The 14,668-nt window shown below is 55.9% G+C and carries 11 protein-coding genes; 10 read left to right on the top strand and 1 reads right to left on the bottom strand.

The annotated features are described in order from the left end of the window. Positions 1-16: 16 nt before the first annotated feature. From ACWJJK_RS01715 to ACWJJK_RS01670, 10 genes are all read left to right on the top strand, one after another. Positions 17-757 carry an ABC transporter ATP-binding protein gene (locus ACWJJK_RS01715; RefSeq protein ID WP_077730259.1) on the top strand — a complete coding sequence of 247 codons (741 nt, stop codon included), beginning with the start codon at positions 17-19 and terminating at the stop codon, positions 755-757. Continuing rightward, positions 754-2,004, top strand: a complete 1,251-nt coding sequence (locus ACWJJK_RS01710; RefSeq protein WP_077730258.1) for an ABC transporter permease — start codon at positions 754-756, stop codon at positions 2,002-2,004. Before ACWJJK_RS01715 ends, ACWJJK_RS01710 begins: the two co-directional genes overlap by 4 nt. Positions 2,005-2,061: 57 nt before the next feature. Beyond that, on the top strand, positions 2,062-2,808 hold the full coding sequence (locus tag ACWJJK_RS01705; protein WP_077730257.1) for an outer membrane lipoprotein-sorting protein: 747 nt from the start codon (positions 2,062-2,064) through the stop codon (positions 2,806-2,808). A 41-nt stretch (positions 2,809-2,849) separates the two neighbouring features. Continuing rightward, positions 2,850-4,049 (top strand): hypothetical protein, encoded by a 1,200-nt coding sequence (locus tag ACWJJK_RS01700; RefSeq protein WP_156880096.1) that lies wholly within the window; start codon positions 2,850-2,852, stop codon positions 4,047-4,049. Between the two features lie 366 nt (positions 4,050-4,415). After that, positions 4,416-5,810, top strand: coding sequence for a glycosyltransferase family 4 protein (locus ACWJJK_RS01695; protein ID WP_156880097.1), 1,395 nt, complete (start codon positions 4,416-4,418; stop codon positions 5,808-5,810). A gap of 126 nt (positions 5,811-5,936) precedes the next feature. After that, the gene (locus tag ACWJJK_RS01690; protein ID WP_156880098.1) at positions 5,937-7,325 is read left to right on the top strand and encodes a hypothetical protein; all 1,389 of its coding nucleotides are present in this window, start codon (positions 5,937-5,939) and stop codon (positions 7,323-7,325) included. A 205-nt stretch (positions 7,326-7,530) separates the two neighbouring features. Beyond that, positions 7,531-8,913, top strand: a complete 1,383-nt coding sequence (locus ACWJJK_RS01685) for a hypothetical protein (RefSeq protein WP_454128596.1) — start codon at positions 7,531-7,533, stop codon at positions 8,911-8,913. A gap of 258 nt (positions 8,914-9,171) precedes the next feature. After that, a complete protein-coding gene (locus tag ACWJJK_RS01680; protein ID WP_454128595.1) occupies positions 9,172-10,194 on the top strand; it encodes a sulfotransferase family protein in 1,023 nt (340 codons plus the stop codon). Positions 10,195-10,424: 230 nt separating this feature from the next. Then, entirely contained in the window at positions 10,425-11,330 is a 906-nt protein-coding gene (locus ACWJJK_RS01675; protein ID WP_454128594.1) for a methyltransferase domain-containing protein, read from the top strand. Between the two features lie 761 nt (positions 11,331-12,091). Then, entirely contained in the window at positions 12,092-13,690 is a 1,599-nt protein-coding gene (locus ACWJJK_RS01670; protein ID WP_156880101.1) for a hypothetical protein, read from the top strand. A gap of 233 nt (positions 13,691-13,923) precedes the next feature. Here the strand turns inward: ACWJJK_RS01670 and ACWJJK_RS01665 are convergent, their stop codons facing one another. Then, positions 13,924-14,343 (bottom strand): hypothetical protein, encoded by a 420-nt coding sequence (locus ACWJJK_RS01665; protein WP_077730250.1) that lies wholly within the window; start codon positions 14,341-14,343, stop codon positions 13,924-13,926. Positions 14,344-14,668 lie beyond the last annotated feature (325 nt).

Raw genomic sequence — 14,668 nt, 5'->3', positions numbered from 1 at the left:
CACAAAGGATTGAATAATGAGCAGGATTGGTCCGCCGCTGCTGGTAGAGCTTCGCCAGGTCGGGAAGGTTTATCACCTCGGCGAAAGCCGTATAACGGCTCTCAAGACAGTGAATCTGTCTATTCATAGGGGCGAATTCGTGGCCGTCTGGGGTCCGTCGGGTTCCGGCAAGTCTACCCTCTGCAATCTTATCGGGCTGCTCGACGTATGCTCTTCGGGTACGGTGCGTTTCGAAGGCCAGGATGTGGCCGCGCTGTCGGACGACCAGCGCAGCGAGCTTCGAAACCGCGGAATCGGATTCGTCTTCCAGAGCTTCAATCTGATTCCGGTACTCTCGGCTCTGGAAAACGTCATGCTTCCGCTGCAGATCTCCGGAGTTTCCACGGCACAGGCAAGGCGAGCGGCGCGCAAGCGTCTGGCCGAAGTGGGGCTGGACGACCACGCGGCGCATCGTCCCGCCAAGCTTTCCGGCGGACAGCAGCAGCGCGTCGCGATCGCGCGGGCCCTGGTTACCGATCCGGCACTGGTGATCGCCGACGAGCCCACGGCCAATCTGGATTCCGAAAACGCCTTGAGGATTACCGAGCTCATGCGACGACTCAACAGCAACAACGGCACGACCTTCGTGTTCTCCACGCACGACCAGCGCCTGCTGGAACGTGTGGAGCGTCAGATTCAGATGCGCGACGGCGAGATCATCGATGACAGGTCGCCGGAGCAGCCGGCCATGCGGCTAGACCGATCGGTGGGCTTATGATGACCTGGATCAAGCTCGCCTTAAGAAATCTCTTCCGCAATCGGCGCCGGTCGCTGTTCACGATTCTGGCGATCGGCCTCGGCTTTGCGGCGGTCAACACCCTGGGCGGATTCACCGCCTACATCTTCACCAGCCTCAAGGATTCCTACATCTACGCGCAGGGTAACGGCCATCTCAGCGTTTTCAAGACCGGCTTTCTCCAGGAAGGCAAACTCGATCCGACCCGTTATCTCATCGACGAAGAAGAGATGGGAGTCATTCAACAGGTGCTGGCCCGGCATCCGGAAATCGTGGTGGTGGCACCGCAGCTCCACATTTCGGGACTTCTGAGCAACGGGAAGGTGTCGACGATCTTCATCGCCGCCGGCCGAGTGCCGTCCGCCGTGCGCCGCATCAACGAGCATGCCCGCGGGATGATAGGGAAAATCCAGTTGTTCGACGGCAAATCCCTGGAGGACGACGTCATTCACGGCATCGGCCTGAGCCGGGGACTGGCGGAGCAGCTTAATCTGGACTTGGGCTCCGACGCCGTCGCCATGGCGCCCACCGTGTCGGGACAGATCAACGCGCTCGACGCCCAGGTGTTTCAGCTCTTCGATGGCCCGGTCGAAGCGCTGGAGGACAAGCTCATGTCGGTTTCGCTCAAGTTCGCCCAGAGCCTCTACGATACCGGCAGCGTGGATCGCCTGACCTTGCTGCTGACGAACGACGACACAACGGAAACCGTGCGCGCCCAGCTGGCCGGAGAACTGGCGGCAGAAGGCTTGAAGCTGGAAGTCAAGACCTGGAACGAGCTTTCCACCTTTTACACCAAGGTGAAGCAGATGTTCGACGTGATCTTCCTGTTCACCTTCCTGATCGTGTTCACCATCGTCGTCATGAGCGTGATCAATACCGTCAGCATGGCGATCATGGAACGGACCCGCGAGATCGGCACGCTGCGGGCACTGGGGTTCAAGCGCCGCGGCATCGTCGGACTGTTCGCGGCCGAAAGCATGTTATTGGGGATTCTTGGATCGCTGCTCGGCATGGTCCTCACCCTGATCACCTGGTCGGGCGTCGCATTTTTCAAACCGACCTGGATACCGCCCCAAATCACCCGCCGGGTGCCATTGGAGGTCTACCTGGTGCCCGATTACATGCTCTACAGCATCCTGCTGCTGATCGTTCTTTCCCTGGCCGCAGCCAGTCTCCCGGCGCGCACGGCAGCTCGCATGCAGATCGTCGGCGCTCTGGGACATACCTGAACCTAGGAGCGACAGTTGACCGCTTCGATGGAGTAGATAAAGTACAAGGAGAAGACGATGAGAACGACCCTCTTGCTCGGAAGCTTGCTAATCCTGGCCGGATTGCTGTCCGCCGCGCCGTTGTCGGCTTCGCCGGACGTCAAGACTATACTGAAGACGGCGGATCAATCGCGGGGCAACCTCCTGGGCATTTCCTGGGAAGTGGTGATAGAGTCCATCGAAAACGGCCGTACCGACTCTTTGAATTACGACATCAAGGCGCGCGGCTTCGACATCTCCGGAATAAGCCTCGCACCGCCGAAGTACAAGGGCAACAAACTGCTCATGTCGAACAACAACATGTGGTTCTACAAACCTGGGCTGAGCAAGGCGGTCCCCATTTCGCAGCGCCAGAAACTGATGGGCAACGCGGCCTACGGCGACATCGCCTCGACCAATTACGCCGAGGACTACAATGCTGCTCAGTTGCCCGACGACACGGTGGGCGACGAGGAATGCTATGTTTTCGATCTCACCAGCAAGAACGACAAGACCACGTACGATCGTATCAAATACTGGATTTCGAAAAAGCGCCTGGTGGGGGTGAAAGCGGAGTACTTCACGGTATCGGGAAAGAAATTCAAACTGGCTGAAATGGAATACGGCAATAAAGTGCTTATCGACGGAAAGGAGCGCCCGTTCATTTCCAAGATCACCATGTACGACGAACTGATGAGCGAGGACGTGACCTATCTCAACCTCACCAAGCCTCGGTTCGAGCCACTTCCGGATTACGTATTCAATCTCAACCTCTTTATGAAATGAAAAAAAACGGTGGACTAACGTGGGGACTATGGTTTTTTGTCATGTGCGCAATATCGGGAACGGCGGCCGCGGCCACCGAACCCGTGATCGTATCCACGGGGCCGGTGAGCATTTTCGACGAGATCAAGAGCGGCTTCTATTCGCGGATCAACGTCCTGGCTTTCGGAATTTTCCAGGAACCGGAAATGAATTCGCGCCTGAATCCCAATAATATCCTGGAAATATCCACCTATCAGGCGTCGATCAACCCGCGCGTGGATCTCAACCTGGACTTCCGCCGGTTGGAACTGGGTATCAAACAACGCTTCATCTACCTGTGGCAGCGCTGGGAGGAAGGGTTCCCGGAGGGCGAAGAAGACAGCCTGGCGCAGTTCTACACGAACGAGTGGTTCGCCCGTTACCGGCTGATGGACGAGTTGTTCGTTTCCTACGGCCGCGAGAACCTGCAGTGGGGGCCGTCGGTGCTCCTGTCTTCGTCCAACCCGTTCAACAAGGAGAACGGGCGGAACAACCCGAGAGTGGAAGTTCCCGGACTCGGCTATGCGCGGGCCGTGTGGATACCGAATTCCACCTGGGCCGTTTCGTTCATCGCCAATACGGATGAAGGCCGGTTGGGACGGCAGCAGGGTTTCGGTCTCAACCAAGCGGGATTCGCCGACGGCTCGGCACAAGGCCAGAACTTTCAGCCGGGTTATGCCTTCAAGATCGATTGGACCGGGGACGGCAAGTACTTTTCCGTCATCCCTTCGTACCGCGAAAACACCGGCTACCGGGTCGGCTTTTTCGGCGGCTGGAACGTGACCGACGCGCTGCTCCTCTACGGAGAAGGCGCCCACGGCGATTACGGCGACTTCGAATTACTGGGAGGCGCCTCGTACACCTTCGAGGCCGGACCGACCGTCAACCTGGAATATTTCCATAACGAAAACGGCTGCCTGCGGGATCGCATCGATCAATGTTTCCTTAGGGGCGAAATCGACTCCACCGACCCCATGTTTCGCCAAGACTACATGATGCTCCAGTATTCGGATACCGAGATCTGGAACGATTTCAACGTGAATTTCCGGGTGATCCACAATCTGAACGACCAGTCCGACCGCCTGATCGGCATCTTCGAATACGAAGCCACCGACCATACGCTGCTGTACGTCATTGCCAACGGTTTCACGGGCTCTCGCGACAGCGAGTTCGGCAGCCTCCTGAATTATTCGTTCTTCGTGGGCGCCGCGTACACGTTCTAGCGCGTTTTTCATTACGGTCTAGCGGCGTGGATTGGGAAGGTTGCAGGTCGGCAATCCTTTGCCGAAGAAGCCTCTCGCCGATCCAGGGCGTCGGCAAAGGATTGTCGACCTATCACACCGTGGGGGCGCTACACGAAAGAGGAAAATTCTCTAGCGTCGCGGCGACAACCCCGGTGCAGCGGTGTCGGGAGCCCTGACGGCGTTCCATCGGCCTGTTCCGAGGCAGGGATATGCCTGGAGACAGCGGACGATCGAACGAACCAGTCGCGTTCGCGCTGGAGCGGCGATGTTGGAATGATCTGTGCGTTTACATGAAGTACCGGCTGAATAGAAGAATCAGCAATTTCCCAGGGAGGAGACTTTCCAATGAATTCCAAGCCTGCGTTTGCCTTCGTCACAATCGGCAATGGCTCCTATCTCGGCTCCACCGTACGCGACATCACCCTTGCCAATGCTCTGCATAGACGGGGTTTCAAAGTGGCCGTTTATTGGATGCTGGAATGCAACCCGGACCTCGTGGCCGACGGAATCCAGCAAAGGATGCTCTGCCGGGCAACCCGCTATCAGTTTCGACGACCGTCCGAGTTTCTGGACAGAATCATAGGCTCGCTCCTGTACCTAATTCCGCTCAGATTGCGAGTTCGACTTGCCCAGAACTTCCCCGGCTTTATCGATAGACTGCTGGTGAACCTCATCGGGTCTCTTTATGAAACGCCGAATCCAGATCGTTTCCTCGTCAAGCGGCTGCTCAAATATCTTGCCCTGGACGAAGTCGACCATCTCATGATGAGCTTCGGCTCGATCGGACCTCTCGCTCTGGCGGCGAAGAAAAACGTTACTCATCCCTTTGACTACCTATTGACCTTTCAAGGAGACGAGGACTTTGCCAAGTACGCGCGGCGGGCCGGTTTGTTTGCAGAATATCGCGAGCGGCTGAACGAGGTCACTCAAGGTTCGCCCTGGCCTGCCATAGTGATCAGCCAGGATTATCGCAATCGCATTGTAGACGAGATGGCTCTCGATCCGGAGCGGTTGCGGGTTATCTATAACGGCGTCGATCTCCCGGAATCGACCGAAAAACCTCCTCTTTCGATTCTCAAAACCGCGTTTCCGAATCTCCTTAAAGGAATTTCGATCGTTTCGTACATCGGACGCCAGGAGGTTGAAAAAGGCATCGATCTTTTGCTTTACGCAGCCAAACTCCTCGACGTCCGCCGAATTCCCATGCAACTGGTCATTTGCGGTGCCACGGCTAAAGGCCGAGCGTATAAGAAAATAATTGCGGAGCTCGCCGACTATCTCGGCATAGTCGTCCACCATGCCGGCACTGTTTCGCCCGAGGTTCGCAACGCGCTTTACGCACATAGCCGGTGTGTGGTGTATCCGTCAGTCTATCGAGAACCTTTCGGCTTGGTTGCCGTCGAGGCCATGAGCTATGGAACACCGGTGCTGGTTCCCGATTACGGCGGGATCACCGAGGTGATTCGGCACGGCGAAAAGGCGGGCGGTTTGACCTTCAAAACCTGGAACAGCGAGGACCTGGCCCAACAGCTCGAGCGTCTGCTCACCGATGAGATGCTGCACAGGAAACTGACCGAGAACACTCGGGCGATCGCAGCAAGGTTTAGCGCTGAAGAAATGGCGGACGCCGTCTTGGCGCATATTGGCGTTGATACGCGCGAATACGGCGACGATGGCTTCCTTCCCGAACGCAGTCGCAAACCTCGTGCGATCGAGGGCGCGCATCACATTCCGGGTTAATGTTTCTTAATGCAATCAGGAATCGCCCAATCGAATTCATCGGCAAATCGATAACGAAGCACGAAGTTCACGGGATATCTCCAGTTGGCCATGGAGTTGGCTCATATCTTTACACGGAGGTGTGCAATGAAGGATTCGTTCCGCAAGCTTGTGACGATATCAGGAGTGATGGGAAGCGGCCTGCTCGGGTTGCTTCCCGGCGAAAGTTTTGCCCAGGGGGACCTGGTCCGAGGCCAGGAGGTTCCCCTGACGGAATGCTCGGGCTGGATAATGGAGAACAGTACAGCACCGGCCATAGAAAGTAACGCCGTGTACTGGTTCGTCCAGGGGCTCCCGGCATATCCACCGGGCGGACACTTCCGGTTCCGTACCGGGTTCCCTCGAGCGCGCTATATGTCCTGGCAGAACCACGATTTCCTGGGGTTTTCGACGGCACTGCTGGCCGACACCGACATCGTCCCAGACCGCGGCGAAAACCCGTTCCTCCCGAATACACCGCACGTCCCGGAAAGCGCTTACACCGTCGATCTACTGGACGTGCCTCCCGAGGCACGGCCGCCTAAGCCGCCGAGGCCGGCGAATATCCTCTACGGCGGCTATCGTTACGATGGGGGCACGACGGAATACAACTCCGTAGCCTACCGGGTGTACCTGCCCGATCCGGGCACGGATTCGCTCGGCGGCATTCCTCAGCCGGATTTCTATTTCGTCGTCGATGACCCTGCAAAGACCAGCCTGGAAGGCATTCACGAGATGTGCGAGACAATGCGGAAGATCCAGGACGCAGAAAAGCAAGCGCTTATCGCAGTAGCTCAAACCACCGAGTCTCTGGCGACAAGGCAGGATAGGCCGCTTTCAAATATTGCGAAGGAAGAAATTGGCCAGCGCGTGATCGACGGCCCATCCGCAGCAGGGGGCATACCGAGTCCCTCCGCCTCCGATTTCAACAATGATCTGGCCCGCTACCGCGTGGTGACACCGCGTCCGAACGGCCAGGGTGTTTACTACAACGCCCAGACCGGCTATCTCCAGGTGTTCTTGAGCGCCTCGCGCGGCGAGGTGACGGTGATGCGCTTCAGGGCGCCCAGCTTCCCCGACACCCAGGGTCTCCAGGGTATTGCGGACGATATTTCCGGCAACGAGCAGCTCCGCTATTGGTCTCTGTGCATGCACGATGCCACGGCCGGGCTGCCTACCACGGGCTGCTTGTACGATGCCCAAACGGCGCAAGATGGCGATGGCTATGTGACGGTCGCCTTCTCCAATCCGGAGAGCCGGCCCGCCAACGCGACCAACTGGTTGCCCGTCGCTAGCGGCCCCATACCGGCGTTGATCCTGCGCCACATGCAGCCAAACCCGGCGTTTACCGAGGCGCTGCTCTACTATGCCGGCACCAACAACGATCCCGCCGCCATTACGGCGCACATGGGAGAGTACTTTCCGCTCGTCACGACATGCACCAAGGCCGAGTTTGAGCGGGATCGCTGCGGGCTGGCGCCGCAAGGTACGCGGTGATGAGGAGCGATGCCGTTGACGCGCGGCACGGACGAAGCGGCGTTTCGAAGAACCGCTTCGCTCCTTAGTCATTTACTTGGGGCTTACACCGGAAAGAACCACCCAAATGGAATTGTCAGCAAATACAGTAGATGGCAAAGCACAAAGCTCGGGGGATGTCTTCGACTGGCCAAGGATTGGCCCATTGCCTTTAAGGAGGTGTGCAATGAAGGATTCGTTCCGCAAGCTTGTGACGATATCAGGAGTGATGGGAAGCGGCCTGCTCGGGTTGCTTCCCGGCGAAAGTTTTGCCCAGGAGGACCTGGTCCGAGGCCAGGAGGTTCCCCTCACGGAATGCGCGGGCTGGTTGATTCAGAGCAGTACTGCACCGGCCATAGAAAGTAACGCCGTGTACTGGTTCTTGCAGGCGCTCCCGGCATATCCACCCGGTGGGCACTTCCGGTTCCGTACCGGGTTCCCTCGAGCGCGCTATATGTCCTGGCAGAACCACGATTTCCTGGGGTTTTCGACGGCACTGCTGGCCGACACCGACATCGTCCCCGACCGCGGCGAAAACCCGTTCCTCCCGAATACGCCGTACGTCCCGGAAAGCGCTTACACCGTCGATCTACTGGATGTGCCGCCCGAGGCACGGCCGCCTAAGCCGCCGAGGCCGGCGAATATCCTCTACGGCGGCTATCGTTACGATGGAAGCAAGACGGAATACAACTCCGTAGCCTACCGGGTGTACCTGCCCGATCCGGGCACGGATTCGCTCGGCGGCATTCCTCAGCCGGATTTCTATTTCGTCGTCGATGACCCTGCAAAGACCAGCCTGGAAGACATTCACGAGATGTGCGAGACAATGCGGAAGATCCAGGAAGCAGAAAAGCGAGCGCTCATCAGATTAGTAGAAAGCGCCGAGTCGCCGGAAGAAACACGGGAAACACAAATCTTACCCGCCGAGAGAGACGAGCTTCGCCTCCGCGTGATCGACGGCCCATCCGCAGCAGGGGGCATACCGAGTCCCTCCGCCTCCGATTTCAACAACGGTCTGGCGCGTTATCGGGCCGTGACGCCGCAGCCAAGCGGCCGGGGCACCTACTACAACGCTCAGACCGGGTATCTATTGGTGTTTTTGAGTCCCTCGCGCGGCGAGGTGACGGTGATGCGCTTCAGGGCGCCCAGCTTCCCCGACACCCAGGGCCTCCAGGGTATTCCGGACGATATTTCCGGCAACGAGCAGCTCCGCTATTGGTCTCTGTGCATGCACAATACTTCGAGCTTATGGACTACTAACGGCTGCTTGTACGATGCCCAAGCGGCGCAAGATGGCGATGGCTATGTGACGTTCGCCTTCTCCAATCCGGAGAGCCGGCCCGCCAACGCAGACAACTGGTTACCTACGACCGATACCATACCGGCGTTGATCCTGCGCCACATGCAGCCAAACCCGGCATTTACCGAGGCGCTGCTCTACTATGCCGGCACCAACAACGACCCCGCCGCCATTACGGCGCACATGGGAGAGTACTTTCCGCTCGTCACGACATGCACCAAGGCCGAGTTTGAGCGGGATCGCTGCGGATCGGCCGCAGGTGCGCAATGAGGCAGTCCCGATGCCGACTTTTCGTGCCGTAGTGAACGCTTCGCGTCGCAGAGGAAACGCCTCGCTGTCACTCATTTAAACCTTACAGAAGGAATCGCCCAAATGGATTTGTCCACGAATACAACCGATAGCAAGACACGGAGCGAAAAGAAGTCGTATGCCAAAATCTGGCTCGGGGGCAATTTTCTCGGCTGGCTAAGAATGTTGGCACACAACAGATTTGACGTTGGGGTGCGACGCATACCCCGGATTGTGGCCATGACATTCGTCATATTGCTGGGCTGCTTGAGCCACGGTCTGCAAGAGCTGATATGGAACCGTCGGGTACGCAGAACGGAAATCAAGCAAGCGCCCTTGTTCATCATCGGACATTGGCGTTCCGGCACCACGTGGCTCCACGAGCTTCTCGCCCTGGACGACCGTTTCACCTATCCAACCACTTACGTGTGCTTCAACCCTAACCGCTTTCTGCTCACGGAGCGGTTCGATGCGCGCTGGCTCGGTTTCCTGTTCAAGGCTCTATTACCGGAGCAGCGGCCGTTCGACAACATGGCCATGGGTTGGGAACGTCCCCAGGAAGACGAGTTTGCGCTGTGCAATCTCGGACTGCCCTCCCCTTACCAGAAGATCGCCTTTCCCAATCGCAATCCCTGCCCCGAATATTTCAGTCTGGAAGACGTCCCGTCGCGGGAGCTGCAGCGCTGGAAAGACGGCTTCGTAAAATTTCTCAAGCAGCTGACGATACGCAACCCCAAACGTATCCTGTTGAAATCCCCCACCCACACTTATCGAATCAAGGTCTTGCTCGAGCTGTTTCCGGATGCACAGTTCGTTCATATCGTGCGCGACCCTTACACCCTGTTTCTCTCGACGATGCATTTGTGGAAATCCTTGTACGAGGCTCAGTGCCTGCAAGAACCGAAATACGACGATCTGGAAGACTATGTGTTCGAAAATTTCTTGCATATGTTCCAGAAGCTTGAGGAAGCACGCCCGCTGCTCCACGCCCCCCGTTTCCATGAACTGCGATACGAGGACCTCGTGCAAGATCCGGTCGGGCAACTCCGTAAGCTGTATGACCAGCTGGAACTAGGCGATTTCGAGCGAATGCTTCCCAAATTGAAGCAGTACTTAGAAGAGACGAACGATTATCGTACCAATCGCTACGACCTCACCCCGGAACTGAGGGAGGAAATTACCCGACGCTGGGGGCAGGTAATAGAACGCTATGGGTATGCGAGCGGACTGGGCACCCCTATGCGCAGGAATGATGCGGCTTAGGTTGAGGAGGCTCCGATTATTAACCCGGCCTATAAATATAGGCCGGGTTAATCCGGGGCAAGGATGCCCCGGCGCGGCGACAAGCCGCGTGAGCCCAGGCCGGGCGTGTACCGGGCCTGGGCGGCGGCCCGAAATACCAGGAGGGTATTTACGGGCCTGATTAATAACTTATTGCCGTTCCGCAAAACGGGTGGATCGCACCGAAAGGCAGCGTAGACAAATGGCTGGCGATGGAAACGGCCAACGATGCCGCCATGGAGAAGTTTCATTTCGGAATTGTCATCGGCATTTCTGCGAATGTTTCGGGACGCATGACGAAAGACTATCCGTTATGTCCGGACATCCGTTTGATGGTGGCAATTCCGGTGAAAACACAGTGGTTTGAAACAATTGGAGGAATAATCATGAACAGCTTTTCGCAACGCTCCAATCTCAGCGAGCTCCTCGACGACCCAACGCTCGGCGGTGATGATCTGATCAAAAACCTAGAGGATATCGCCAGGGTCAACCGCTGGCTGGGCGGAGAAAAAGCGTTGATTTCGGCCATCGCACCGTTACTTGAACAGCATGATTTCGGCCGTCCGATAGAAGTTGTTGATCTGGGTTGCGGTAGCGGCGATCTTCCCAGAGCAGTCGTCAAATGGTGTCGAAGGAAAAACATCCCGGTTTCAGTAACCGCCGTCGATATAAACGACTCGATTATTCGGTATGCGACTTCGCAATCGAAAGATTTTCCGGAGATACGCTTTGAAAAGATAGATGTTTTTTCGGACGAGTTTAAAAAAAGGCGGTTTGACATCGTCGTGATGAGCTTGTTTCTTCACCATTTCGACAACCGAAAGGCAGAAGAATTGTTGAAGAATTCTTACGAGCAGTGCAGGTTGGCAGTTGTGGTCAACGACCTGCACAGAAGTCCTGTTGCTTATCATCTTTTTGAATTGTTCGCCTTTGTTACAGCCTCATCCACCATTACCCGTCACGATGGATTAATCTCCATCCTGCGGGGATTCCGGAAAAAGGACCTGGAGATGCTGACAGACGAATTTTCTGAGGCAAAGAGGAATATTAAATGGAAATGGGCATTTCGTTGGCAACTGGCATTAGAAAAAGAAATTCCCGCAACCGAAAGAGTATAGAAAACGAAATAAAAACCCGAATTATCGCAACTTTAATAGTACTGCCTGAACTTGTACCGTCCACCGCATAGATATCGAATATACAAAGAGCTTTCATGGGCTAAAAATAATTCATTAATATTAGACTCCCGGCGTTTTTCAGTTAATCAAAACTCGCTGAGAGCTGGCATTTTATTCCATTCGGCTTTCGATAGGGTGGGTTACGGCGCACGCAAAGCGCGGTGATCGGCGGTCAGTCAGTGCAGATGTGCGCCTAACCCACCCTACGAAAGCAAGTCCTTATCGAAAGCGATTTGAAATTAGCCTTTCAAGCAAATAACAGTGTCAGAAAATTTTACAATCGATTCGCCATACCAAGCCAAGTAATTAACCTATAATTATAATTATAAATATACACATGATCCGGACATATTACGATTTCGGCTCAGCCTACGTTCGCTGAATATCATTTTTCCAAAGAATTGGCATAACTTCCCCGCGTGATCGGCAATATCAAGGTGTCAGAAAATTTTACAGACACTTTACTATCTCCAAGCAAATAATTGATCTAATTAAAAATATAGATATGGCATAAGATTCGCGTAATAAAATATTCGGTGCCATACCGAAATCTCGTAATAAAAATTCAAAAACAACTCAGGAGGAGAATGAAAGCAACCACTTAATTCAACGATTACATATACCAAATATGCGAGTTCTGCCCGGTTACGGGCAATATGATACGAACAGGAAACATGCACTTTGGAAAAAGGAGTATCGACATGATCAAGTGCAATTGGCGAGTTGTTTTTCCCTTATCTCTTTTTATTTTCCATTCGGCGGTAACGGTTTCCCACGCGCAGACCGCTACTGTCTTGGCGAAGGCCGTCCCGGATGAGTGTTGGAACGGTTGCGGCATGCCTTATGTCGCCGCGTCGGCAAATGGAGCCTGCCCCACCGGCACGACGCCCAAGCGAAATCAGGCCTATCTTTGGGGTCTGGCCCAATGGAAACAGACCCTCTGGATCGGAACTGGAGCCAATGTCGCGGGTATAGGACAAACCGCAGGCGACGGATTGCAGGAATGCGATTTCGCTAACGATTCCACCGGCAATCCCATCAACGTCCTCGAGGGCTCGCTGAGCCAATACCCCGGCGTTCCCGTACCATTGCGCCAATTCCTGGGCGACTGGAGACCGCCGCAGGTATGGGTTTATGACATCGCCACCGGTAAGCAAACCAATGTTACGCCGAACGACCCTCTCATCAACGAGACCTTGGGCTTACGGTCGGCCGGCGTATCCAATGGCGTGGCAATACTCGCCGGTCCGGGCCAGCTCGGGGTGAGCGTCAATTTGTTTGCCTTCGATGCCGATACCAAACAATATCTCGGCTCGACGACTTTGTTGCGATACGCCAACATCCGCAAATTCGTCTCTGCGCAGGGCGCCATGTATACCGGCGTGCAGACACTCACCGGAGGCGGCGAAATACTGCGCTGGACGGGAACTCGAAGCAATCCTTTCAGCTTCACGACAGTGGGTATGGTAGACAACGATGCGGTCAATCTGGCCGTGCACGAAGGGCGTCTTTTCGTGGCCACCTGGCGTCCGTCGACACTGTCCAGCTCGGTCGGCAGCTTCCTCGGAACCAACAACCCGCCGGCCGGGATCTGGATGAGTCCGCCGATTCCCGCAGGAGGCTTGCGGCTTATCCATGCCCCTCTTTGGACCAAGGTTTGGGAAGTAAATGACTACGAAGTCGACGACCTCGTTGCCTCGACCCAAGGGGTGGGCGACTTGGCCTCGTTCGCCGGTTACCTCTACTGGGGACATATGAACCCGCCGTGGTCGGTCTATAGCACGTTCGTGAGTACCTACGGAGAGCCCCAGGATCGTACCGAAACCCAAAAGAACCTCAGCCGGGCCATTCCGATCTTCCGCGGCCGCAATTTCGGTAGCAGTCCCGAGATTCAACTGCTCTACGGGGAAAAGCAGTTACCGAAATACAACGGCAGCACTTGGAGCATGGTGGATAACAATCTGGGCGGCATGACCCCGCTCTACGGCGCGGCGGGCTTCGACGTTCCGACCAATGTCTATACCTGGACCATGGCGGTTTTCCAAGGAAAGCTGGCCGTTGGAACGCTCGACTCGGGATCCAGCGTCAACTTCAGCAAGAATCCCGGTGCCGACCTTTGGGTCTTCCCCGATGGGAATTCCAAGGCAGTACCATGGACCATAAACGGCTTCGGCCATCCCGAAACCGTTATGGGTGTGCGGAACATGCTTCCAACGAAAGACGTCCTCTATGTGGGATCGTCCAGCAGAGCAAATCTCTCTCCGGATGGCGGTTGGAAACTCATCGGAGTAAAGCCGTAACATCGAGAGATCGGGAAAGGAGTGCCGCAGTGCGGCACTCCTTAACTCAGGCAGACAAAGCCAAATAACATGTAGAGCGGCTAGATGGGGAACTGTCCCGTACCTATTCGTAGGTCGGCAATCCGTTGCCGACGAAGCCGCTTTTCCGACCTATTCCACGTTGGGAGCGCTACGCCAAGCCGGAAAATGCTCTCAATGGCGCAACGGAATCGCTACCAAGACGACGCCGACATCTACCAAAATAGAAAACCGTCGAACGCGTTGGGATGTTTTCTGCTTTTGCTCCATGAGCCCGATTGTTGCCATGTCCGCCAAATTGCCTCCGGCACGGCGGAAAGCGTAACCGAGCGGGTCTTGGGCACTAAATCGAACCCGACCTCGAAACCATGGTAATTCCGAATCATGTCCATCGTGATTGGCCCGCGTATGGAATCACGTATGGGCGGCCCGATCATGACTCGCGCGTTACTCAGTTCCCTCCCGGAAAGCGCCACTACGGTCTTTCCCTTCCATATGGGCTGGCACTCGATCAATTCGCCCGCCTTATTGAACACATAGAGATCGAGATCGATCAGCAGTCCACTGAGGCCTTCATACAAGGCAATGAATGAAAAAACCTCGATCCTCTCGTCTTGCCGCATGTTTGCTGGCATGAGTCACCTTTAACGCATTAGATCAGTCTCTGACTCCGCACCGAGGCGGCCCCCAAAAAAACGGCTCTTACCGGTGCGCCTTTAGATACGTGTCCAGGAATCGCCGCACCCGTCGGGTACTAGAGTACGGAAGCAACATGAGAACGCCGCCGGGGAAAAGATTAAAGAAAGATGAGGATCGCCGGTGCCGACGATCGATTCTTCGGCCGGCGAAGTAGGATAGGTTAGGCGCGCAGCGACCTCGAATCGGCGGGTTACGCGGAGCCTAGGGGCTAACCTGCCATCGATGGGTTTCGCTTCGCTCTACCCATCCTACGATGAATGT

Source organism: Methylocaldum gracile (assembly GCF_053646815.1).
This window is presented reverse-complemented; position numbering and strand designations above follow the sequence as displayed.